This window comes from Yersinia sp. Marseille-Q3913 (assembly GCF_963892745.1).
Lineage (GTDB): Bacteria > Pseudomonadota > Gammaproteobacteria > Enterobacterales > Enterobacteriaceae > Yersinia > Yersinia bercovieri.
In genome coordinates, this window is record NZ_CAWQAF010000019.1 from 12489 (window position 1) to 36821 (window position 24333).

Below are 24333 nucleotides of genomic sequence, written 5' to 3' on the forward strand. Positions count from 1 at the left end.
TTCCTATTTTAGTCAAATTCCAGTTCCACCTGCTCATTACCTACCAGCGTTCGCAAATCTATCAATAAGCGATCGGTGGGCGTCACGCGCCATGTGGCTCCAAACCGCAGCCGGGCGCGAGCATCTTCCCGCTGGTAATAAAGATGCACTGGGATCGTCCCCGCTCGATGGGGTTCCAACGATTGACGGAGACGGTTCAAAAGCTGGTCATCAATTTGCCTGTCGGTCAGCGATATAGCAAGCCCACGGGCATATTTTTCACGAGCTTCACTGATGTCCATTAACTCACGGGCGGTCATTTTAAGTCCACCACTAAAGTCATCAAAGCTGACCTGTCCGGTGGCTATCAGGATACGGTCTTTTTCCAATAAATGCTGATATTTTTCCAACGCATCGGTGAATAGCATCACCTCCAGACGCCCGGAGCGGTCATCCAAAGTACAAATACCAATACGATTCCCGCGTTTTGTTACCATAACTCTTGCAGCGATAACCAGCCCCACTGCGGTGGTCATTTTGCCCCGATCCGTCGGATGCATATCTTTCAAACGCTGCCCGCCGGCATAACGCTCTATCTCCTTGAGATATTGGGTGATCGGGTGACCGGTCAGATACAGCCCCAGCGTTTCCCGTTCACCGTCTAAGACAATTTGTTCCTGCCACGGCGGCACATTAGCATAAGATTGCTCAACCTGCTCAGGCGCATCAGCCAATACACCAAACATATCTGCCTGACCAATAGCTTCGGCCTTAGCATGCTGGTCAGCAGCTTTTAATGCTTCGCCCAACGAACTCATCAAAGCAGCACGGTGCGGCCCCAGGCGGTCAAAAGCACCGGACATAATCAATTTTTCTAAGATGCGACGATTGAGCTTTTTGGTATCGACTCTGGCACACAAATCAAATAATTCTTTGAAGTGTCCACCCTCTTTACGGGCCTCCAGCATGGCCTCAATCGGCCCTTCGCCCACACCTTTGATGGCCCCGATACCATAAACGATTTCGCCTTCATCATTAACATGGAAATGATACAGACCGCTGTTGATATCAGGAGGTAGGATTTTCAGCCCCATACGCCAGCATTCGTCGACCAGGCCAACCACTTTATCCGTGTTATCCATGTCAGCGGTCATGACTGCTGCCATAAATTCAGCCGGATAATGCGCTTTCAACCAAAGGGTCTGGTAAGAAACCAATGCGTATGCTGCAGAGTGAGATTTGTTGAAACCATAACCGGCAAATTTCTCTACCAGGTCAAAAATCTTAATTGCTAGTTCGCCGTCAACGCCCTGACTTTTCGCACCATCTTCAAATACAGAGCGCTGTTTAGCCATCTCTGCCGGGTTTTTCTTACCCATCGCACGACGCAACATATCCGCGCCGCCGAGTGAATAACCAGACAGAACCTGGGCTATCTGCATGACCTGTTCTTGATACAAAATGATGCCATAAGTCGGCTCAAGCACCGGTTTCAAGGACTCATGTTGCCACTCAATATCCGGATAAGATATCGCTTCACGGCCATGTTTGCGGTCAATAAAGTTATCTACCATCCCTGATTGCAGCGGACCGGGGCGGAATAACGCCACCAGTGCGATCATATCTTCGAAACAGTCAGGCTTCAGACGCTTGATAAGATCCTTCATGCCTCTGGATTCAAGCTGGAATACCGCTGTCGTCTCCGAACGTTGCAGCATATCGAAGCTTTTTTTATCTTCCAGCGGAATAGAGGCAATATCTATGGGCTCTAGCCCGGTTTTGGCGCGCCGGGCGTTAATCATCTCCAGTGCCCAGTTAATGATAGTGAGTGTTCGCAAACCTAGGAAGTCGAACTTCACCAGCCCGGCATATTCCACATCATTTTTATCGAACTGGGTAACGGGGTTGTTGCCTTCTGCATCGCAATATAGCGGTGCAAAATCAGTAATTTTAGTCGGAGCGATAACCACACCACCGGCATGTTTACCGGCGTTACGCGTTACCCCTTCCAGCTTGCGTGCCATATCAATCAACGCTCTAACTTCTTCATCTGCCTCATAAATTTCAGGCAGTTGTGGCTCAGCGGCGAAAGCTTTTTCCAGGGTCATGCCTGGGTCTGGTGGGACTAACTTGGAGATTCGATCGACAAAGCCATAGGGGTGGCCCAGTACGCGCCCAACATCGCGAATAACAGCTTTCGCCGCCATAGTACCAAACGTAATAATCTGGGAAACCGCATCACGACCATACATGTCCGCCACATGCTCAATCACCAGATCGCGTTTCTCCATACAGAAGTCAACGTCGAAGTCGGGCATTGAGACTCGTTCTGGGTTGAGAAAACGTTCGAACAGCAGGTCAAATGCCAATGGATCAAGGTCGGTAATTTTTAGCGCATACGCCACCAAAGAACCCGCACCCGAACCACGACCCGGCCCGACTGGTACACCATTATCTTTCGACCACTGGATAAATTCCATTACGATCAAGAAGTAACCAGGAAAACCCATCTGGTTAATCACTTTCAGCTCAATTTCCAGGCGCTCGTCGTACTCTGGTCGTTTCTGTGCTCGCTCTTTAGGATCTGGGAAGAGTAGCTCAAGTCGCTCTTCCAAACCTTGTTTCGACTTCTCGACCAGAAAATCTTCTGTACTCATATCACCGGTCGGGAATTGCGGTAAGAAATACTCCCCGAGGCGAATGGTCACATTACAACGTTTGGCGATTTCAACACTGTTGAGCAGTGCCTCAGGGATATCCGCGAACAGTTCACACATCTGCTCTTCATCGCGCATAAACTGCTGAGGGCTATAATTTTTGGGCCGCTTAGGATCAACCAGCGTAAAACCGTCATGGATGGCGACCCGGATTTCGTGGGCATCAAAATCTGATTCATCGATAAAACGCACATCATTGGTCGCCACTACCGGCAAGCCGCGCTCAGTAGCTAATGCTACAGCGGCATGCAGATAATTCTCTTCATCCGGGCGACCGGTACGAATTAATTCCAGATAGTAGCTGCCAGGAAAATGCTCCTGATAAAACTCAAGACACTGATCAACCTGAATCTGATTACCACGCAAAATAAATTTGCCGACATCCCCCATCCGGCCACCAGATAGCAGGATCAACCCCTCTTTATGCCGGATCAACCAATCACGATCAATGATAGGCCCAGCAGCGCCATAACCACGTTGATAGGCTTCGGAGATCAGTAAAGTCAGGTTTTGATAACCTTCATTATTGCGTGCCAGCACAGTGAGGTGGGCTAATTCATCACCCAGGATTTCGCTTTGCACATAGAAGTCTGCGCCAATGATGGGCTTAATCCCAGCACCATGAGCGCTACCGTAGAATTTCACCAAGCCGCAGAGGTTAGTGAAGTCGGTAATGGCCAGAGCGGGCATACCTAGCGCAGCAGCTCTTTTCACCAAGGGTCCAATCTTGGCTAATCCATCGATCATGGAGTAGTCGCTGTGAACACGCAGGTGGACAAAACGAGGTTCGGCCATATCCAGATACCAGAAATTAGTGGATTGAATCATGTCCTCAGCGATTTTCTGCTGAGGAATCATATCCATACGTTATGGATGTTGCTTTATTTCGTGAATACCACTAGTGGATTACACCAAACCCAGCACACGTTTAACCGGGCCGAAACTACGCCGGTGATGCTCTGTCGCACCGAAGGCGGACAATTTTTCCAAATGGACAGCGGTTGGATAACCTTTATGTTGCGCAAAACCATATTCAGGAAAATGGCGATCCAACTCAGTCATTTCACGATCTCGCGTCACTTTAGCCAAGATCGAGGCAGCGCTGATTTCTGCCACTCGGCTATCGCCTTTCACCACGGCCAATGACGGCATAGCCAGTTTCGGGCAGCGGTTACCATCAATCAAAACATAATCAGGGGCGATATGCAGCCCTGCAACCGCCCTTTGCATAGCCAGCATCGTCGCGTGCAATATATTCAGGCGATCTATCTCTTCTGGCTCTGCGCGACCAAGGCTCCACGATAATGCCTTATCAGTAATTTCGTCATAAAGTGATAAGCGGCGCTTTTCACTCAATTTTTTCGAATCAGCAAGTCCTACGATTGGCCGTTTAGGATCAAGGATCACGGCCGCAGTGACAACCGCGCCGACTAAAGGGCCACGGCCAACTTCATCCACACCAGCAATCAGATTTGCCTGCGGATATATAAAAATATCAGTCATCGTCCTGCCAACTCCAATACCGCCTGCGCAGCTTGCTCATCTGCGCCACAGCGAATGCTCTGATGCAAGATCAGAAAACGCGCTTTTAATACCTCAACCGCTTCACCACCTTGCAATAACGGCAACAGCGCGTCGGCTAATTTTTGCGGCTGACACTCTTGTTGTAGCAGCTCCGTCACCAACTCTTCGCCCGCTAACAGATTCGGTAACGAAACATAGGGCGTTTTGACCAGGCGCTCTGCCAACCAGAAAGTGAAAGGTTTCATACGGTAACCGACCACCATTGGGCATTTAGCTAGCATACACTCCAGCGCCGCAGTACCGGATGCCAACAGTGTTGCGTCACTGGCGATCATCGCCGCGCGGGCATTACCATTGAGTAAATGCACGGATAAATCAGGGGCAACCTCGGCCTTAATTCGCTCAAACTGCTCACGTCGTTTGCTGTTAACGAGGGGAACCAGCACTTCCAGTTCAGGCAGTTGCTCCCTCAGGAGCACTGCTGTACGCAGAAAATCGCCACTGAGCATTTCAACTTCAGAGTGACGACTCCCTGGTAATAAGGCTAAGCAAGGCACATTCGGCGCAATAGCCAGCTCTACTCTTGCGGCTTGTTTATCAGGGGCTAACGGCATGGCATCGGCCATGGTATGACCAATAAAACGGCAAGGAACATTAAAACGGTCGTAAAACGCTTTTTCAAAAGGGAGAAAAGCAAGCACCATATCAGTCGCTTTGCCTATTTTGAAAACACGTTTTTGTCGCCAGGCCCACACTGACGGGCTGACATAATGAATGGTTCGGATACCTCGCTGTTTCAAGCGCCCTTCAAGGGTGATATTGAAATCAGGGGCATCGATACCGACAAAAACATCTGGGGATAGCTCACTAAAACGCTGGGTCAGATCTTTTCGGATTTTCAGCAGACGTGGCAGCCGCTCTAGTACTTCAACAACGCCCATCACTGCCAACTCTTCCATCTCAAACCAGGCTTCACATCCTTCAGCTTGCATCAGAGGCCCTGCGACACCGACAAAGCGCGCATCAGGCACCTGAGCTTTCAGTGCACGAATTAACCCTGCACCCAGGATGTCGCCAGACGTTTCTCCGGCGACTAAACCTATCGTTAAAGGACGCCCGTCACTTAACGGACGATCAACAGATAATGGGCTATTTTGCATAGATCAGCGAATAATGCCGCGAGTGGAGCGAGCAAAGAAGTCACTGAATGCCTTAACCGCCGGATATTGTTCCGCTAATTCGGCAATTTCGGGCTTCACTTCATCCAATGTCCGGCCACTGCGATACAGCAACTTATACGCATTGCGGATAGCGTGAAGTGATTCTTTGTCGAAACCACGGCGTTTCAACCCTTCGATATTAATACCGAACGGTGTCGCATGGTTACCCTGAGCAATGACAAACGGAGGCACGTCCTGAGCAACGCCAGAACAACCACCCACCATAACATGCGCACCGATTACGCAGAATTGATGAACAGCTGTCATACCACCAATAATGGCATAATCGTCAACTTCCACATGACCACCCAACGTTGCATTATTCGCAAGAATACAACGATCACCAATGATACAGTCATGGGCAATATGGGCATTGATCATCAGTAAATTATCGTTGCCTACTTTTGTCAATTCACCACCTTGCACTGTGCCACGGTGGATAGAAACGCTTTCGCGGATACGGTTACGTGAACCGATCTCGACTCGAGTTGGCTCGCCTGCATATTTCAGATCCTGATTTGCTTCACCAATAGAAGCAAATTGGTAAATCTGATTATCGCAGCCGATTTTTGTTATTCCATTAACGACGACATGGGACTTCAGTTCCGTGCCAGCGCCGATTTCCACCTGGGATCCGACAAAGCAGAAGGGGCCAATATGAACGCCAGCGCCAATAACTGCGCCTTCTTCAACAATAGAACTTGGATGGATAACGGCCGTTTTGTCAATCACGTATCAGGACTCCTTTGCAACTACAGGTTCTGCTGGCGGTGTCGCGGGTTTGCTACGAGCACACATCATAGTAGCCGTACAAACAATTTCACCATCTACTTTCGCAACACCAGTAAAACGAGTCAGACCACGGCGTTCTTTGACAAACTCAACTTCCATGATCATTTGATCGCCAGGGACTACCGGACGTTTGAAGCGAGCTTCATCGATACCAGCAAAATAATAAAGCTCACCCGGTTCAAGTTTACCACGGCTCTTAAAGGCCAAAATCCCAGTAGCCTGAGCCATCGCTTCTAAAATCAGCACACCAGGAAAGATTGGCTTGCCCGGAAAGTGGCCTTGGAAAAATGGCTCGTTGAAAGAGACGTTCTTCACTGCACGCAGAAATTTTCCTTCCTCAAAATCAAGGACGCGATCTACCAGCAAGAACGGAAAACGGTGCGGGAGTAGATCCAAAATCTCTTCAATATGCAGAGTATGAGTGTCAGTAGTCAAAATACTCTTCCTGTCTAAAAAACTGATGCTATCAACAACACGGCCTGCACAGCCCCAAAAGGGAGGCATTAGGCAGGCCGCAAATTAGGAACTCTGTATACCCTTCGTACTGAAACTACGGTGATGCTAGCTACAACACCAATTTCTTTGGGTATCTACTTTTGGCATCAATTGCCAATAAGCTTAATTATTCGCTCAGAGTGTCGGGCTTGAGTGATTATTCTTTATCGATTTTACGCTCAATAGCTTTTAATCGCTTATTAATCCCATCAATATTCATCACTAAAGCAGCTGTCTTGCGCCAAACTTTATTCGGTTGTAGCGGAATACCGGAGGAGTATAACCCAGGTTCAGTGATTGGGCGCATCACCATTCCCATTCCAGTAATTGTGACTTTGTCACAAATCTCCATGTGACCATTGATCACGCTGGCACCACCTATCATACAGTAGCGGCCAATTTTCAGACTACCCGCCATGATAACACCACCCGCAACTGCGGTATTGTCGCCAATCACAACGTTATGTGCAATCTGACATTGGTTATCAATGATGACGCCATTACCAATAATCGTATTATCCAGTGCACCACGGTCAATCGTTGTACAAGCACCAATCTCAACGCGGTCGCCAATATGTACAGAACCGAGCTGTGGGATTTTTATCCAATTACCACGATCATTTGCATAGCCAAAACCATCTGCACCAATGACCGTACCGGATTGAATCAGACAGTTTTGCCCAATCACAACTTCATGATAAACGGAGACATTGGCCCACAAACGGCTACCAGCACCTATGTGAGTATTCTTACCAATAAAGCAGCCAGCACCGATAATCACGTTATCACCCAGCACAACACCAGACTCTATCACCGCATTAGCACCGACAGAGACACAATCTCCCAGGGTTGCTTGCGCGGAGATAACTGCACTTGGTGCAATATCTTGCGCCGGTTGAGGTGTGGTATCCATTATCTGCGCCATACGTGCATAGGTTAAATAAGGATTTTTAACCACCAAAGCCGCAGATTTACAGAAAGGTAAGTCAGCCTCAGTTAACACCACAGCACCAGCATGACAAGTGGCGAGTTGTTCCTGATAACGGCTGTTTGACAAAAATGTGATTTGCGAAGGCTCGGCAGAATGCATAGAAGCGATGCCGGTGATGACGAGATCGCCATCACCGTGCACCTGTGCATCCAACTGCTGGGCTAAATCAGCCAGTCGAATTGAAGGCATGTTTTATTTAACCTGTTTCAGCACGTCAGCAGTAATGTCTTTAGCAGGGTCTGCGTATGCAACAGCATTCGCATCAATCACCACATCATAACCGCCTTTGCTAGCAACAGATTTCACAGCATCCTGAATACGGCTCAGAATTTTGTTGCGTTCTTCCATCTGGCGACGGCGATTATCTTGCTCAAAAGCCTGGGCTTTAGTTGAGAAAGTTTCACGCTGTTTCATTACGTCGCTTTCCAGCTTAGTACGATCACTGGCCTTCATGGTAGAACCGTCGCGTTGCAGTTTCTGCATTTTAGTCTGCAGATCTTTCTCCATCCCTTGCAATTCGGTTGCACGGCCTTTGAATTCATTCTCCAGCTGCTTAGCTACGGTTTCACGCGCAGGTAATTGTTGGAAAATGCTGGAAACATTAACAATAGCAATTTTGTCAGCGGCTTGAACGCTGGCAGAAGCTGCCAATGCTAAACCAAGACTTGCGGCACACAACCACTTTTTCACTATAAACTCCTTACCATTACCCGTTTGTGTCAGAGACACCTTGAAGTGCACTTAATGCTGAATAATGCCTAAGATAGCGCCGACCTAGGCCAACGCTACTTTAGGTTTCTCCAACTACCAGTGCTGTCTTGAAAATTCAGTACTGCTTTGCCAACCAATTACCAGGTTTTACCAATGTTAAACTGGAATTGCTCTGACTTATCGCCTTCGTAATCTTTAACCGGTTTAGCATATGAGAACACTAATGGCCCCAATGGAGACATCCATTGCAATGACACACCGGCAGACACACGAATATTACTCGCTTTACTGTAATCAGGTATGCCAGCAGCTCGTGTGGCTGCGGTATTTTCCCAATTGGTATCCCATACCGTACCGGAATCAATAAAGAATGAGGTACGTATAGAGTTAGCGTATTTCTCACTGATAAATGGTGTCGGTGTAATCAGCTCTAAACTGGCCACCGCCATCGCGTTACCCCCGACAGCATCGGTAGAGTCTCTTACGGTTCCATTAGCATTATAGTATGCCGCTTTAGGCCCGATGTTATTTGATCGGAAACCACGAACTGTACTAGAGCCACCGGCATAGAAGTTTTCGTAGAATGGCATCTCTTTAGAGCCAATACCGTCGCCATAACCCAAGCGACCACGGCCCAAGAGCACCCACGAATGGTCTTCATCTAACGGCTGATACGCAGAGGTATCGAAAGTCACTTTATAGAACTCGTTATCAGAACCCGGTACAGTTACTTTGGTATTTACTGATGATTTAACACCCTTGGTTGGGAAGAAACCACGATCAAGGTTGTTATATGTCCAACCCAGATTCAGTGTGAAATCGTCGGCAGTGAAACCTGCACGGTCAATCAGATTAGGATCTTGACCAACAGAGTCAAGATATCGCCACATTGCAACTTGCGGTTCCATATCTGACAGATCGTTATGGACGTAACCTAAGCCGACACGCAATGAGTTATTCTCATTGATTGGGAAGCCTAAAGTACCATCAACACCATAACTGCTGTTGGTATAGCCAGATAGATCTGCATTATCTGCTTTAAAATCATTATAGAAGATACGCCCGCCCAAACTGACACCATCAACGGTGAAGTAAGGGTCGGTTAAGGTAAATTCAGCGTAGGTCTGGTAGTCGTTCTTCGTACCGTTAATGCCAACAGTATTACCCGTACCCAGCCAGTTATCCTGTTGAACACCAACCTGGAAGCTCACGCCACTTTCAGTACCGTAACCGATACCAAAGTTTAGGCTACCTGTGTTGCGTTCTTTAACTTTGTAGGTCACGTCGACCTGATCAGCTGTTCCTGGCACGCGCTGAGTTTCAACATCAACGGTTTCAAAATAGCCTAAACGGTTCAGACGTTCCTTACCCGCTTCGACCTGATCATTACCTAGCCATGCACCTTCCATCTGACGCATTTCACGACGCAATACGGAGTCTTTACTGGTGTCATTACCTTCGAAACGAACATTACGGACATAGAAACGGTTACCCGCATCTACATTGATATGCAGTTTGACGGTTTTATCAGCGTCGTTAATTTCAGGTTGAGACACGACACGCGGATAGGCATAGCCATAACGGCCCAACATCTTCTTGATGTCTTCTTCCATGCGCGTGACTTTGCTGCCGTTATATAACTCACCCGGCTCAATCTTGACCAGTTTGTCAGCATCAGATTGATGGCCTGCAAGATTACCGCTCACAACGACGCTGTTAAGCTTGTATTGATCGCCTTCGGTAATATTGATGGTGATATAGATGCCTTTTTTATCTGGCGTCAAACTCACCTGAGTTGAATCGATGTTAAAGCGCGCATAGCCGCGATCCAGATAGAAGCTACGCAAGATTTCAAGATCGCCCGCCAGTTTCTGCTTCTGATATTTACGATCACCGACCACGTTCCACCATGGCACCTCATCACGCAATTGGAAGCGCGAGATTAGCTCATCAGTGGTGAAACTGTGGTTGCCGACGATATTAATCTGCTGAATTTTTGCAGAAACACCTTCGGTAAAGACCAATTTAAGATCGACACGATTACGTGGCAGTGGTGTAACAACAGCCTTCACTGAAGCGCTGTATTTACCCACACTGTAGTAGAAATCTTCGAGTCCTTTTTCAATGCTGGATATAGTGGTACGGTCCAGGGCTTCGCCAATCCGGACGCCAGAGGCTTCCAGATTCTGCTTAAGCATGTCATCTTTCACCGCTTTGTTACCGGAGAAAGTGATGCTGGCAATCGTTGGGCGTTCTTTGACTTGAACAATCAGCGTATCACCATCGCGCAGGACACGAACGTCCTCGAAGTTGCCTGTAGCAAACAACGCACGAATAGTTTTACCGATGTCATCATCACTGACGGTATCGCCTACGCGAACCGGCATATTAAGTAACGCCGCACCGACGGCGACCCGTTGCAGGCCTTCGAAATGAATATCTTTCACTACGAACCCGTCTGCACCGTATACGGTGGCGCTGCCAAACAGCAGCGACGCTATGAGCAACTTTTTCATCGCCATCGTTGTTATGCGTTCTTCCTAACCTATCTCCTGCCGTTAAAGACGGGAGAAATCATTGAAAAGTGCAAGCCCCATTAATAACACTAGCAAAATAGAGCCAATGCGATAACTGAAGTCCTGTACTCGCTCAGAAACCGGCCCACCCTTGAGCTTTTCTATCGCCAGGAAGAGCAGATGTCCACCATCTAATACCGGTAACGGGAACAGATTGATAATACCTAAGTTGACACTGATCAGTGCCAAAAACATTAGGTAATACACCAATCCGTACTCAGCTGAAACCCCAGCACCTTGTGCAATAGATATCGGGCCACTCAGGTTATTCAGCTTAACATCACCAGTAATCAGTTTACCCAACATGTTTACCGTCAACCGCATCAACTGCCAGGTTTTATCCCCAGCTTGGTAGAGTGCCGTGAACGGGCCATATTGGCGAATCGTTCTATATTCATCCGGAAGCGGTATAACTTTCGGCACTACGCCCGCAAAACCTTCACTGCGGTTTGCTCCCACCGATTTTGTATCTGGTATCAAGGTTAAAGACAAGGGGGTACTTCCCCTTTCAATATCTAACACCAGTGGCTTACCGGGGTTATCACGAACCTGCAAAACAAATGTTTGCCAACGATCCAGTGATTGACCGCCAACTTTAACGATCCTATCCCCCGCTTGTAAACCCGCCTTTTGCGCCGCTGACCCTGGTTGAACTTCTGCCAGGACGGATTCAATCTGCGGACCACGAGGAATGATACCCAGTGCAACGACAGGATCTTGCTTATCAGGCTCGAATTGCCACTGACGCAAATCTAACGTCTTTTGTACTATGTTGTTGACAGAATCCGGGTTGTTGACAGAATCAGGCGCGTTGGCAGAACTAAATGGGGCTACGCCAACTTGTGTTTGCTTGTCGCCAATTTTACTAACTAATGCCAAACGAACAGAATCCCAGTCAGGCGTTTCGATACCATCTACAGACTTAAGTTCCATTCCCGGAGAAATATTGGCTTGTGCAGCAATAGATTGTGGAGAAATATCCCCCACAACCGGACGTACACTTGGCACACCAATGATAAACACCAGCCAGTAAGCAATGACAGCAAAAAGGAAGTTAGCTATAGGACCCGCGCTGACGATTGCCGCGCGTTGTAAAACAGTTTTATTGTTAAAAGATTGATGGCGAAGCTCCGGTGCAACAGCCTCCACGCGCTCATCCAGCATCTTAACATAGCCACCCAACGGGATAAGGGCGATAACATACTCAGTACCCTGGCGATCAGTTCGACGCCATAGGGCTTTGCCAAAACCAATAGAAAAGCGTTCGACACGGACACCACAGCGCCGTGCCACCCAAAAGTGACCGAACTCATGCACTGTAATTAAGATCCCCAGTGCGATAATAAACGCGGCCAGGCTCCAGAGTATGCTCATCATAATTCCCTAAACTCCCCGTCAGCGACGGATTAAAACACTAACAGCATTAAGCAGGCAAATACCGGCACAGCTGCGGTCAGGCTATCGATACGATCCAGTATCCCACCATGACCAGGAATCAAATGACCACTGTCTTTGATTCCCGCTTCACGTTTAAACATACTTTCGGTCAAATCGCCGAGTACCGAGGCCAATGCAGCAACCACGGAACAGATTAGCAGCTTTTCTGGGATGATATCCAATGGAGCATATCGACCAAACAGCCATGATATCAGAGCTGATGTCAGTAAACCGCCAATTAATCCTTCCCACGTTTTACCTGGTGAGACTTTAGGCGCTAATTTATGTTTACCGAATAACTTACCGAACATGTAAGCACCAGAATCTGCGCCCCACACCAAAAGCATCACGTATAACAGCCACCAGGCACCAATATTGTGGTGCTGGTCATAACCATACTGGCGTAATGCCACCATGCCCCAGAAAAAGGGGACAATGGTCAGAATGCCGAAAATTATACGTAAGAGACGTGAATCGCGCCAGAACACAGCAGAGCGTGGGTATGTAAGCACCAACAGCAATGCAGCGAGCCACCAGCCTATAGAGAGCCAGAGAGGAACACTCACTTGTGGAAGATGAACTGAATGCTGATAGGCCGGAAGGCTAAGCAGCATCAAAACAAGTAGGAAACCACAAAGTATAGCTAACCAAATGCGCTGTGAACGACTGGCAAATCCAGCTAATTGACCCCACTCCCATGCTGCAAGCATACAGACAAAGAGAGTAACAATAGCAAAACCAACCGGCGGAAGCAGGAACAGTGCACCAATGACAACCGGAATCAAAATCAAAGCAGTTATGAGACGATACTTCAGCAAAAGTTCCCCCTAGGATGCAGTGGCATCGATAGGTGTAGTTCCCCCGAAGCGACGCTCGCGTTGTGCAAATGCATTCAGCGCACCTTCAAAGACATGTTCATCAAAATCAGGCCAGAGTACATCAGTAAAGTAAAGTTCAGCATAGGCAATTTGCCACAACAAGAAATTACTGATGCGATGTTCACCACCGGTTCTGATCACTAAATCCACCTCAGATTGCTCATGCAGGCAGATATGCGAGTTTAGCGATTCTTCATTGATATCTGTGGGTTGCAGCTCCCCTTGCTGTACTTGTTCAGCTAAATGGCGCACACCCTGAATAATATCCCAACGCCCACCATAATTGGCAGCAATGTTAAGTTTCAGACCGTCATTATTTGCTGTTAGCACTTCTGAGCGACGGATCCGTTGTTGCAAACGTTCGCTAAATCGACTGATATCACCAATAACCGATAAACGAACATTATGTTTATGCAGGCTTTTTACTTCGCTGTCCAGCGCACGAACAAAAAGCTCCATCAGGGCGGTGACTTCCTGAGCAGGGCGGTTCCAGTTTTCACTACTGAAAGCATAAAGCGTGAGCGCATCCAAATGATGAGTAGCCGCAAAACTAACTGCCCGGCGAACTGACTTCACTCCCGCTTTATGACCGAAAACCCTTAATTTACCCTGATTTTTAGCCCAGCGCCCATTACCATCCATAATGATAGCGACATGGCGTGGCATCAGGGGGGACAAGTTAGCCCTATCTTCATTTACAGACGGCATAATGCGAACTCATTTCCTCAATCAAACCAATTGTTCGTCCCGAACATTAGGCAGTAAGCGCACAAAAAAAGCCGTGTACCAAGTCACGGCTTCTTAAGTGACAGCCAAAATAGACGGTTTAAATACCTATTGGGCCACTAATCAACAGTCTATCTCTCCATCGATGGTGCAGACTATACCACCTCAGCCTTGCCCTAACAAATTCCCAAATCAGGCAGTAGCTCTGAATTATTCAATTTTGCGATTGCTTTCGCAGCTGCATTACGGGCTTTACGATCAATCACCAGCACCTCATCCACACAGCTAGGTTCTGGTAACGATAAAGACTCCACAACCACTCTATTAATTGCTGCAATATCAGTGAAACGAATCTGTGAATCTAAAAATGCCATGACAGAGACTTCGTTTGCCGCATTCAGCGCTGTCGTTGCAGCCTGCCCTGCATTACATGCGTCAATCGCCAATTTCAGGCACGGATAACGTTGATAATCCGGTGTGGCAAAGGTCAGTTCACGTATCTTGCAGAAATCCAGTGGTGTTACACCAGAGTTAACCCGCATTGGGTAGGCCATAGCATGCGCAATAGGTGTACGCATGTCAGGTGTTCCCATCTGTGCCAGCACGCTGCCATCATGATAGCGCACCATCGAGTGAATGACGGATTGAGGATGTAAAATTACCTCAATTTGTTCTGCGCTGGCATTAAATAACCAACGGGCTTCAATATACTCCAACCCTTTATTCATCATTGTCGCAGAATCGACAGAAATTTTACGCCCCATAGACCAGTTTGGATGAGCACAAGCTTGATCTGGCGTGACATCCGCGAATTGCGATAAAGGGGTTTCACGCAATGGACCGCCAGAGCCAGTCAAGATGATGCTAGAAACGCCATTCTCACTCAATGAAGAGTAGCCTAATTGGCGCTGAATTTTTTCAGGTAAACTCTGAAAAATAGCATTATGCTCGCTGTCAATTGGCAGCAGTTGCGCTTTACTGTTCTTAACTTCATCCATGAACAGCTTGCCGCAGGTAATCAGTGACTCTTTGTTAGCCAGTAATACCTGTTTACCCGCACGGATCGCCGCCAGTGTAGAAGATAATCCGGCAACACCGACAATCGCCGCCATCACCTGATCAACATCATCTAACGCCGCCAGTTCACAGGCAGCTTTTTCGCCAGAGTATACTTCGGTTTTTGAACCCTTTTCAGCCAATAGCAGGCGCAATTCTTTAGCCGATATCTCATCGGACATTGCAGCGTAGCGGGGAGCGAATTCAAGACATTGCTGAGCCATCTGCTCGACATTGCGGCCTGCAACCAACGCAGTGACTTTGAATAATTCAGGATTAGCGCGCACAACACCCAAGGTGCTGTTGCCGATGGAACCGGTAGAACCAAGAATAGTCAGTTGCTTCATGAGAGTGCTCTGAATAACTGTTTTTATGATAGGCGAGGCGTTAACCATCTGTATGACAGGCGGTATTATTAAGATCCTCAAGCCCACTTTTATGGCGCTTTATGGCTCATAACAGATTGGCCGAAAGCAGAGCGCCACCTAAGCGGCGCTTTGCAATTATGAATGAGGATTAGAAATCCATTAGCTCGGCTTCTTTCGCAGCCAATGCAGCATCAACTTTCTTGATAAAGGCATCAGTCAGCTTTTGTACTTCATCTTGAGAACGGCGATCTTCGTCTTCACTGATCTCTTTATCTTTCAACAAAGCTTTCACTTTTTCGTTAGCATCACGGCGCACGTTACGAATAGAAACACGGCCCTGCTCTGCTTCTGCACGAACAACTTTGATCAGGTCTTTACGGCGCTCTTCAGTCAATGCTGGCAGTGGAACACGAATAACGGTGCCAGCAGAAGAGGGGTTCAGGCCCAAATCAGAGGTCATGATCGCTTTCTCAACTGCTGCACTCAGGCTGCGGTCAAAAACAGTCAAAGCCAAAGTACGGGAGTCTTCAACAACGATGTTAGCCAACTGGCGCAGTGGCGTAGCAGTGCCATAATACTCAACCTGTATGCCATCAAGAATACTTGGAGAAGCACGGCCGGTACGGATCTTACTGATATGGTTTTGGAAAGCTTCTAAGCATTTTTCCATGCGCACTTCAGTATCTTTTCTAATTTCGTTAATCACGTTGTTAACCCTTGAAAACTGGTTACTTGGCAGGCCATAGCTTCAGTATAGCCGGTGAATATACAAACCAACAGTTGCTGGCTAGAGGGGCAAATCTTCAATTGAGATACCCCTGACAGGACGGTAGCCGCTTATTTAGCGATCGAGGTCACTTCTTTAGTGATCAACGTCCCTTCATTCTCACCCATCACCACGCGACGCAGAGCGCCTGGCTTATTCATGTTGAAAACGCGAATTGGCAGATTATGGTCACGAGCCAGAGTAAAGGCAGCCAGATCCATAACTTTTAGTTCGCGTTCTAAAACGTCCTGATAGGTTAGCTGTTCATACAGCGTCGCGTCAGGATTTTTCACCGGATCTGCGGAGTAAACCCCATCGACTTTGGTGGCTTTCAACACAACATCAGCTTCGATTTCAATACCGCGCAGACACGCAGCAGAGTCAGTGGTGAAGAAGGGGTTGCCCGTACCGGCGGCAAAAATCACCACGCGGTTGTGGCGCAGCAAGCTGATAGCTTCAGCCCAGCTGTAATTATCACACACACCATTCAATGGAATAGCTGACATCAGGCGGGCGTTCACATAGGCACGGTGCAGTGCATCTCGCATTGCCAGGCCGTTCATTACGGTAGCCAGCATTCCCATGTGGTCGCCCACGACGCGGTTCATCCCTGCCTGTGCTAAACCGGCACCGCGGAATAAGTTACCACCGCCAATGACCACACCGACCTGAATGCCCAATTCGACCAGCTCTTTAACTTCTTGAGCCATGCGATCCAAAACGCTTGCGTCGATACCAAAACCTTCTGCGCCTTGCAGGGCTTCACCACTAAGCTTAAGCAGGATACGCTGATATACGGGTTTTGCATTGGTTGCCATGGTGTTCTGTCCTAAGCAGCAGTAAAAATATTGGGGAGTGAATAAAATGGAACCGCCTATTGGCGGCCCATTTTTAGCATTAAGACTGTTTGCTCATTGCTGCAACTTCAGCAGCAAAGTCAGTCTCAGCTTTCTCGATGCCTTCGCCCACTTCGAAGCGGATGAAGTTTACAACGTCAGCTTTGTTCTCTTTCAACAAATCGCCAACAGTTTTGCTTGGGTCCATAACGAAGTTCTGACCAGTCAGAGAAACTTCGCCGGTGAACTTACGCATACGGCCTTCAACCATCTTCTCAGCAATTTCACGTGGCTTGCCGGATTCGATAGCAATGTCCAACTGGATTTGGTGCTCACGAGCAACAACTTCAGCAGGAACATCATCTGGCTTAACATATTCAGGTTTGCTTGCAGCAATGTGCATAGCAATGTGCTTAACCAGCTCTTCATCAGCGCCAGTTGCAGCAACCATAACGCCGATACGTGCGCCATGTAGATAAGTCCCCAGAACGTCGCCTTCCAGCGCAGCAATACGGCGAATATTGATATTCTCACCGATTTTAGCCACCAGGTTTGCACGTTGTTCTTCGAACTTAGCTTTCAGAGCGTCGATATCAGCGATTTTGTCAGCCAGAGCTGCATTGATAACTTCTTCACCAAATGCTTTGAAGCCAGCATCTTTAGCAACGAAGTCAGTTTCGCAGTTCAGTTCCAGAATCACACCGTATTTACCGTCGGCTGAAACTTTAGCCAGAATGATGCCTTCAGCAGCGATACGACCTGCTTTCTTGGCAGCTTTAGCCTGACCAGATTTACGCATATTGTCGATGGCAAGCTCGATGTCGCCGTTAGCTTCAACCAACGCCTTTTTACATTCCATCATGCCTGCGGCAGTACGCTCACGCAGTTCTTTTACCAAAGCAGCGGTAATAGCAACCATTTAAATTTCCTCGGTTCTCTTGTGAAGAGAAGATCTCACATTAGATACGCAAAGGGGGCCTATAAAAGGCCCCCCTAACCAACATATTTCAATACCTGGTTAATAAGGGCTCCTGAGAGCCTGACTTATTATTCAGCTTCTACGAAGCTTTCTTCCGCTTGAACGGCCAGATCTTGAGAACGACCTTCATTGACGGCAGTAGCAACAGCGCTCAGGTACAGTTTAACTGCACGGATTGCATCGTCGTTACCTGGGATGATGAAGTCAACGCCATCTGGATCGGAGTTAGTATCAACGATAGAGAATACCGGGATACCCAGGTTGTTAGCTTCTTTGATAGCGATGTGTTCGTGATCAGCATCAACAACAAACAGAGCGTCTGGTAAACCGCCCATGTCTTTGATACCGCCCAGGCTGTTTTCCAGCTTGTTCAGCTCACGAGTACGCATCAGCGCTTCTTTTTTGGTCAGCTTGTCAAAGGTGCCGTCTTGAGACTGGATTTCCAAATCTTTCAAACGTTTGATGGACTGACGAACTGTTTTCCAGTTAGTCAGCATCCCGCCCAACCAGCGATGGTTCACGAAGAACTGGTCGCAGTTGTTGGCAGCTTCTTTTACCGCTTCGCTTGCTGCGCGTTTAGTACCAACGAACAAGATCTTACCTTTACGGGAAGAGATCTTTTTCAATTCAGCCAGAGCTTCGTTGAACAGTGGTACGGTCTTTTCCAGGTTGATGATGTGAACTTTGTTACGTGCGCCGAAGATGAAAGGCTTCATTTTCGGGTTCCAGTAACGGGTCTGGTGACCGAAGTGAACACCGGCCTGGAGCATGTCGCGCATGGAAACAGTTGCCATGATTAAAACCTCTATAGTATCAGTTGGGGTTATGCCTCCACGTGTCCCATAACGCCGACCCCATAAGCGATTGATATTAATCAAAAACTTTAGGGCACCCCGGCGTATGTGTCGACACGTGTGTGTTATTTACACATATGAGTGCGATTGGTATTACTCAGCTAAACAACGTATTCGTGACTAGAACATGCCCAGAAACACAGTACGGTTCGCCGGCGCGCTTTATACCATAAACAGCCACAACACGCCAACTTTTGTTGCATCTTGTGCCGCGACTGCAAACGAAAGTTTGGCAGCAAATTGCAGGGCTGGTAACATTAGCGACAGATTTTTTATTAATCGACATTCACCTGTTTTTTTCTGCATCTATGCCCTGAACATTTGGCGTGCCAGCTCGGTAGCAAGTTCGCCCCTGCACCTCAAGTATGAAGGTCATATTAATAATGGCGGCTGATATTCACAGCCCCTACGGACACTTTTGCATGGCAATCTCAATCAAAACACCTGAAGATATTCAAAAAATGCGCGTTGCTGGCCGCCTGGCTGCTGAAGTGCTGGAGATTATTGAGCCTCACGTCAAACCAGGGGTAACCACCGGCGAACTCGACCGCATTTGTCACGACCATATCACCAACCACCAGCAGGCGATTTCTGCATGTTTGGGCTATCACGGCTTTCCGAAATCTGTCTGTATCTCGGTGAATGAGGTCATTTGCCACGGTATCCCCAGTGATGAAAAAGTCCTGAAAGATGGCGATATCGTGAATATCGACGTTACCGTGATTAAAGATGGCTTCCATGGCGATACCTCAAAAATGTTCATTGTCGGCAAACCGACCATTTTGGGTGAGCGGTTGTGCCGCGTGACACAAGAGAGTCTGTATCTGGCCATCAACATGGTCAAACCGGGTATCCGTCTGCGTACGCTGGGTAAGGAGATCCAGAAGTTTGTGGAAGCGGAAAACTTCTCGGTGGTACGTGAATATTGTGGTCACGGCATTGGCGAAGGTTTCCATGAAGAGCCACAAGTGCTGCACTACGATGCAGATGACGGCGGCGTCGTTTTGCAACCGGGTATGGCGTTCACCATTGAACCCATGGTCAATGCAGGGGATTACCGCATTCGCACCATGAAAGATGGTTGGACAGTAAAAACTAAAGATCGCAGCTTGTCGGCACAGTATGAGCATACTATTGTGGTAACGGATAACGGCTGCGAAATAATGACGTTGCGCAAGGATGACACCATCCCCAACATCATAACGCACGAGTAATAACGACAAGCCGGCACCCGCCGGCTTTTTTATGGGCTGCGTTTTTTATCCGATATATATTCATCGGATAAATATTCATCGGGTAAACATATGTCTGAAAATCATACCGAGCACTCTGAATCACGCGCACTCACGCTGACTATTCCTGAGCAGCCCCCATTACCCAGCACCTATCTTGATGGCGAGCTTAACTGCCCGATACTCAAGCAACGGCTTGAGGCATTTCAATTCTGGCTGGCTGAAGCATTCAACGGCGGAATAAGTGCCGAGATACTCATTGCTGCGCGCAGTGATTACATTGATGGTCTGTTACGGCGACTCTGGACATTTTATGGCTTTGATGAAGTGCCAGAAACCGCGCTGGTCGCCGTCGGTGGCTATGGTCGTGGCGAACTACATCCCCTGTCAGACATTGATGTGCTGGTCCTAAGCAAACAGCGCCTGAATGATGAACATGCTCAGCAGATCGGCCAGTTGATCACACTGTTGTGGGATCTGAAGCTGGAAGTCGGCCATAGTGTGCGGACGCTGGAGGAGTGCTTGCTGGAAGGGCTAGCCGATCTCACCGTCGCCACCAATATGATTGAATCTCGCTTGATTTGTGGCGATGTGGCCCTGTTCTTACAGATGCAAAAACACATTTTTAGCGACGGATTCTGGCCTTCACCCCAATTTTTCCATGCCAAAGTTGCCGAGCAGCAAGAGCGGCATAAGCGCTACCACGGCACCAGCTACAACCTTGAGCCAGACATCAAAAGCAGCCCCGGCGGATTAAGGGATATCCATACCCTACTCTGGGTAGCGCGTCGTCATTTTGGTGCCACCTCATTAAGTGAGATGGTTGATTTCGGTTTTCTGACCAAAGCTGAGCGCAACGAACTGATTGAAAGTCAAAGTTTTTTATGGCGTATCCGTTTTGCGCTGCATCTGGTATTGACCCGTTACGATAACCGCCTGCTGTTTGACCGCCAACTGAGTGTGGCCCAACTTTTGCAATATCAGGGCGAAGGCAATGAACCGGTCGAGCATATGATGAAGGATTTTTATCGTATGACACGCCGGGTCAGCGAACTGAACAATATGCTGTTGCAGCTGTTTGATGAAGCCATACTGGCGCTGGATACCAATGAAAAGCCGCGCCCGCTGGATGATGAATTTCAGTTGCGCGGGGATCTCATTGATCTACGTGATGAGAATCTCTTTGTACAGCAGCCCGAAGCGATTATGCGCATGTTTTACCTGATGGTCCGCAATCAGGAGATCAAAGGTATTTACTCCACTACGGTGCGCCGCTTGCGTCATGCGCGCCGGCATCTAAAGCAGCCGCTATGCCACATTCCTGAAGCCCGTAAGCTGTTTATGGCTATCTTGCGCCATCCCGGTGCGGTCTCCCGCGCACTACTGCCGATGCACCGCCACAGCGTGCTGTGGGCCTATATGCCGCAATGGGGCAGTATCGTCGGCCAGATGCAGTTTGACCTGTTTCATGCTTATACCGTTGATGAGCACACGATCCGGGTGCTACTTAAGCTCGAAAGTTTCGCCGATGAAAAGACACGGCCACAGCATCCTTTGTGTGTAGAGCTTTATCCGCGCCTGCCTCAGCCTGAATTACTGCTGCTCGCGGCGCTATTCCACGATATTGCCAAAGGTCGTGGTGGTGACCATTCAATACTGGGCGCTCACGATGTGCTGGAATTTGCTGAGCAGCATGGGCTTAACTCACGGGAGGCGCAGTTAGTTGCCTGGTTAGTCCGCTGTCATTTATTGATGTCAGTAACCGCTCAACGCCGGGACATTCAGGACACGGATGTGATTCAGCAATTCTCCGCCGAAGTGCAAAGCGAAACCCGCTTGCGCTATTTAGTCAGCCTAACCGTGGCCGATATTTGCGCCACCAATGAAACGCTGTGGAATAGCTGGAAACAGAGCCTGTTACGCGAACTCTATTTTGCGACCGAGAAACAGCTACGCCGTGGTATGCAAAATAGCCCAGATTTGCGCGATCGCGTCCGCCACCATCGGCTACAGGCCCTGGCACTGCTGCGGATGGATAATATTGATGAAGAAGCGTTACATCGCATCTGGAGCCGCTGCCGGGCAGATTATTTCCTGCGCCATTCACCCAATCAATTGGCCTGGCACGCCCGCCATTTACTGGCGCATGATTCAACCAAGCCATTGGTGTTGGTTAGCCATCAGGCAACCCGTGGCGGCACCGAAATCTTCATCTGGAGCCCTGACCGCCCATCGCTATTTGCCGCGGTTGTCGGTGAGTTGGATCGCCGCAATCTGAGTGTCCATGACGCGCAAATTTTCACCAACCGCGATGGGATGGCGATGGATACCTTTGTGGTGCTGGAGCCGGATGGCAGCCCGCTGGCACAAGATCGGCATCCCATCATCAGTCATGCCTTGGAACAGGCCATGACCCAACCGAATTACCAACATCCGCGTGTCAGGCGGTTATCACCCAAACTGCGCCATTTCAGTGTGCCGACTGAAACTAACTTTTTGCCGACTCACAATGAGCGCCGGACTTATCTTGAGCTAATTGCGCTGGATCAGCCGGGCTTACTGGCGCGCGTTGGCGAGATCTTTGCAGATTTAGGATTATCGCTACATAGCGCACGTATCACGACGATCGGCGAACGGGTGGAGGATTTATTTGTGTTAGCGGATAAAGATCGCCGCGCCTTGAGTGTTGAAACACGCCGCGAATTAGCACAACGGTTGACAGATACCCTCAATCCGAACGATAAACTGTGATACAAATATCTTTTTAGCGATTAATTTACTTACAACTTCTTAATGTTAGGGAAGAGAACAGGATGCAGCAACTACAGAACGTTATTGAAACCGCCTTCGAGCGCCGTGCAGACATTACTCCGGCTAACGTAGACACTGTCACGCGCGAAGCCATTAATCACGTGATTGATCTGCTGGATACCGGCGCACTGCGTGTGGCAGAAAAGATTGATGGTCAGTGGGTCACTCACCAATGGCTGAAGAAAGCGGTGCTGCTCTCTTTCCGCATCAATGACAACCAGGTCATGGAAGGCGCAGAAACCCGTTACTACGATAAAGTGCCGATGAAATTCGCCGGTTATGACGAAGCACGTTTCCAACGTGAAGGCTTCCGTGTCGTGCCTCCCGCAACCGTGCGTAAAGGTGCCTTTATTGCCCGTAATACCGTGCTGATGCCCTCTTATGTGAATATTGGCGCTTTCGTTGATGAAGGCACCATGGTCGACACATGGGCGACTGTCGGCTCTTGCGCGCAAATTGGTAAGAACGTCCATTTGTCCGGTGGTGTGGGCATTGGCGGCGTACTGGAACCGCTGCAAGCTAACCCAACGATTATCGAAGACAACTGCTTTGTGGGCGCACGTTCAGAAGTGGTTGAAGGGGTGATCGTCGAAGAGGGTTCTGTTATCTCAATGGGCGTATTTATCGGTCAAAGCACCCGCATTTACGATCGCGAAACTGGTGAAATTCATTATGGCCGCGTGCCGGCGGGATCTGTTGTCGTTTCAGGTAACCTGCCATCAAAAGACGGCAGCTATAGTCTGTACTGTGCGGTTATCGTGAAGAAGGTTGATGCCAAAACGCGCGGAAAAGTCGGCATTAATGAGTTATTACGCACTATCGACTAATATTGAAACTCGCGGGCTAACCACCCGCTTTTTTTGCCTGATAAAGCAGTTATCGCCTGCAATCACATATTTTGGCGGAATTTACCGTCATAATAGAAAACTGTGGAATATAAGACCAAAAAGGTGGCGCTATGTATGACAATCTGAAAAGCTTAGGAATCACACAACCAGAAGATGTCGATCGCTATAGCCTGCGTCAGGAGGCCAATAACGACATTCTGAAAATTTATTTCCGCAAAGATAAAGGCGAGTTTTTTGCTAAGAGTGTGAAATTCAAATATCCGCGCCAACGCAAAACAGTGGTGGCGGATAATGCGGGTCATGGTTACAAAGAGATCAATGAAATCAACCCCAATCTACGTTATGTCATTGATGAGTTAGATCAACTGTGCAAACGCGATCAGATTGAAGTTGATTTAAAACGTAAAATTCTGGATGACCTGCGTCATTTAGAGAGTGTGGTCGCCAATAAGATTTCTGAAATTGAATCTGACCTGGAAAAATTAACCAGCGGCCGCTAAATAGAGCAGCAGCTAAACTCGAACAGTAGATATTAAG

Annotated in this window: 21 protein-coding genes; 4 read left to right on the plus strand and 17 right to left on the minus strand. The window is 48.3% G+C overall.

Annotation, left to right across the window (positions count from 1 at the left end):
- Positions 1 to 8: 8 nt before the first annotated feature.
- The 17 genes from dnaE to AACW11_RS09690 form a co-directional block, all read right to left on the minus strand.
- Positions 9 to 3491, minus strand: coding sequence for a DNA polymerase III subunit alpha (dnaE, locus tag AACW11_RS09610; RefSeq protein ID WP_212586639.1), 3483 nt, complete (start codon positions 3489 to 3491; stop codon positions 9 to 11).
- Between the two features lie 111 nt (positions 3492 to 3602).
- On the minus strand, positions 3603 to 4199 hold the full coding sequence (gene rnhB / locus AACW11_RS09615) for a ribonuclease HII (protein ID WP_212586611.1): 597 nt from the start codon (positions 4197 to 4199) through the stop codon (positions 3603 to 3605).
- Complete coding sequence (lpxB, locus tag AACW11_RS09620; RefSeq protein ID WP_212586612.1) at positions 4196 to 5380, minus strand: lipid-A-disaccharide synthase; 1185 nt, start codon at positions 5378 to 5380, stop codon at positions 4196 to 4198. The genes rnhB and lpxB overlap by 4 nt, the downstream gene beginning before the upstream one ends.
- A 3-nt stretch (positions 5381 to 5383) precedes the next feature.
- Positions 5384 to 6172, minus strand: a complete 789-nt coding sequence (gene lpxA / locus AACW11_RS09625; RefSeq protein WP_212586613.1) for an acyl-ACP--UDP-N-acetylglucosamine O-acyltransferase — start codon at positions 6170 to 6172, stop codon at positions 5384 to 5386.
- Positions 6173 to 6175: 3 nt separating this feature from the next.
- Positions 6176 to 6667 (minus strand): 3-hydroxyacyl-ACP dehydratase FabZ, encoded by a 492-nt coding sequence (gene fabZ, locus AACW11_RS09630; RefSeq protein ID WP_004874503.1) that lies wholly within the window; start codon positions 6665 to 6667, stop codon positions 6176 to 6178.
- A gap of 217 nt (positions 6668 to 6884) precedes the next feature.
- Positions 6885 to 7907 (minus strand): UDP-3-O-(3-hydroxymyristoyl)glucosamine N-acyltransferase, encoded by a 1023-nt coding sequence (gene lpxD, locus AACW11_RS09635; protein ID WP_212586614.1) that lies wholly within the window; start codon positions 7905 to 7907, stop codon positions 6885 to 6887.
- Positions 7908 to 7910: 3 nt separating this feature from the next.
- Positions 7911 to 8408 carry a molecular chaperone Skp gene (gene skp, locus AACW11_RS09640; protein ID WP_212586615.1) on the minus strand — a complete coding sequence of 166 codons (498 nt, stop codon included), beginning with the start codon at positions 8406 to 8408 and terminating at the stop codon, positions 7911 to 7913.
- A gap of 158 nt (positions 8409 to 8566) precedes the next feature.
- The gene (gene bamA / locus AACW11_RS09645; protein ID WP_005276119.1) at positions 8567 to 10951 is read right to left on the minus strand and encodes an outer membrane protein assembly factor BamA; all 2385 of its coding nucleotides are present in this window, start codon (positions 10949 to 10951) and stop codon (positions 8567 to 8569) included.
- Between the two features lie 36 nt (positions 10952 to 10987).
- Complete coding sequence (gene rseP / locus AACW11_RS09650) at positions 10988 to 12382, minus strand: sigma E protease regulator RseP (RefSeq protein ID WP_212586616.1); 1395 nt, start codon at positions 12380 to 12382, stop codon at positions 10988 to 10990.
- Positions 12383 to 12411: 29 nt separating this feature from the next.
- Positions 12412 to 13260, minus strand: coding sequence for a phosphatidate cytidylyltransferase (gene cdsA, locus AACW11_RS09655; protein ID WP_212586617.1), 849 nt, complete (start codon positions 13258 to 13260; stop codon positions 12412 to 12414).
- 9 nt (positions 13261 to 13269) lie between these two features.
- Positions 13270 to 14028 (minus strand): (2E,6E)-farnesyl-diphosphate-specific ditrans,polycis-undecaprenyl-diphosphate synthase, encoded by a 759-nt coding sequence (gene ispU / locus AACW11_RS09660; RefSeq protein ID WP_212586618.1) that lies wholly within the window; start codon positions 14026 to 14028, stop codon positions 13270 to 13272.
- Positions 14029 to 14222: 194 nt separating this feature from the next.
- Positions 14223 to 15449: a 1-deoxy-D-xylulose-5-phosphate reductoisomerase gene (ispC, locus tag AACW11_RS09665; RefSeq protein WP_212586619.1), complete on the minus strand. Its 1227-nt coding sequence runs from the start codon at positions 15447 to 15449 to the stop codon at positions 14223 to 14225.
- A 169-nt stretch (positions 15450 to 15618) separates the two neighbouring features.
- A complete protein-coding gene (gene frr / locus AACW11_RS09670; protein WP_004874494.1) occupies positions 15619 to 16176 on the minus strand; it encodes a ribosome recycling factor in 558 nt (185 codons plus the stop codon).
- A 131-nt stretch (positions 16177 to 16307) separates the two neighbouring features.
- Positions 16308 to 17054, minus strand: a complete 747-nt coding sequence (pyrH, locus tag AACW11_RS09675; protein ID WP_005185746.1) for a UMP kinase — start codon at positions 17052 to 17054, stop codon at positions 16308 to 16310.
- A gap of 79 nt (positions 17055 to 17133) precedes the next feature.
- Positions 17134 to 17991, minus strand: a complete 858-nt coding sequence (tsf, locus tag AACW11_RS09680; RefSeq protein ID WP_212586620.1) for a translation elongation factor Ts — start codon at positions 17989 to 17991, stop codon at positions 17134 to 17136.
- 128 nt (positions 17992 to 18119) lie between these two features.
- Positions 18120 to 18845 carry a 30S ribosomal protein S2 gene (gene rpsB, locus AACW11_RS09685; protein ID WP_004706703.1) on the minus strand — a complete coding sequence of 242 codons (726 nt, stop codon included), beginning with the start codon at positions 18843 to 18845 and terminating at the stop codon, positions 18120 to 18122.
- A gap of 222 nt (positions 18846 to 19067) precedes the next feature.
- The gene (locus AACW11_RS09690; protein WP_212586621.1) at positions 19068 to 19211 is read right to left on the minus strand and encodes a hypothetical protein; all 144 of its coding nucleotides are present in this window, start codon (positions 19209 to 19211) and stop codon (positions 19068 to 19070) included.
- Positions 19212 to 19327: 116 nt separating this feature from the next.
- On the opposite strand from AACW11_RS09690, the gene map reads away from it, so the two are divergent.
- The 4 genes from map to AACW11_RS09710 all read left to right on the plus strand — a co-directional run bounded on the left by map (position 19328) and on the right by AACW11_RS09710 (position 24296).
- On the plus strand, positions 19328 to 20119 hold the full coding sequence (gene map, locus AACW11_RS09695; protein WP_212586622.1) for a type I methionyl aminopeptidase: 792 nt from the start codon (positions 19328 to 19330) through the stop codon (positions 20117 to 20119).
- Between the two features lie 90 nt (positions 20120 to 20209).
- Positions 20210 to 22888, plus strand: coding sequence for a bifunctional uridylyltransferase/uridylyl-removing protein GlnD (gene glnD, locus AACW11_RS09700; protein ID WP_212586623.1), 2679 nt, complete (start codon positions 20210 to 20212; stop codon positions 22886 to 22888).
- Positions 22889 to 22950: 62 nt separating this feature from the next.
- Complete coding sequence (gene dapD, locus AACW11_RS09705) at positions 22951 to 23775, plus strand: 2,3,4,5-tetrahydropyridine-2,6-dicarboxylate N-succinyltransferase (RefSeq protein ID WP_004391708.1); 825 nt, start codon at positions 22951 to 22953, stop codon at positions 23773 to 23775.
- Between the two features lie 131 nt (positions 23776 to 23906).
- Positions 23907 to 24296, plus strand: a complete 390-nt coding sequence (locus AACW11_RS09710) for a DUF3461 family protein (RefSeq protein WP_005276087.1) — start codon at positions 23907 to 23909, stop codon at positions 24294 to 24296.
- Positions 24297 to 24333: the final 37 nt, after the last annotated feature.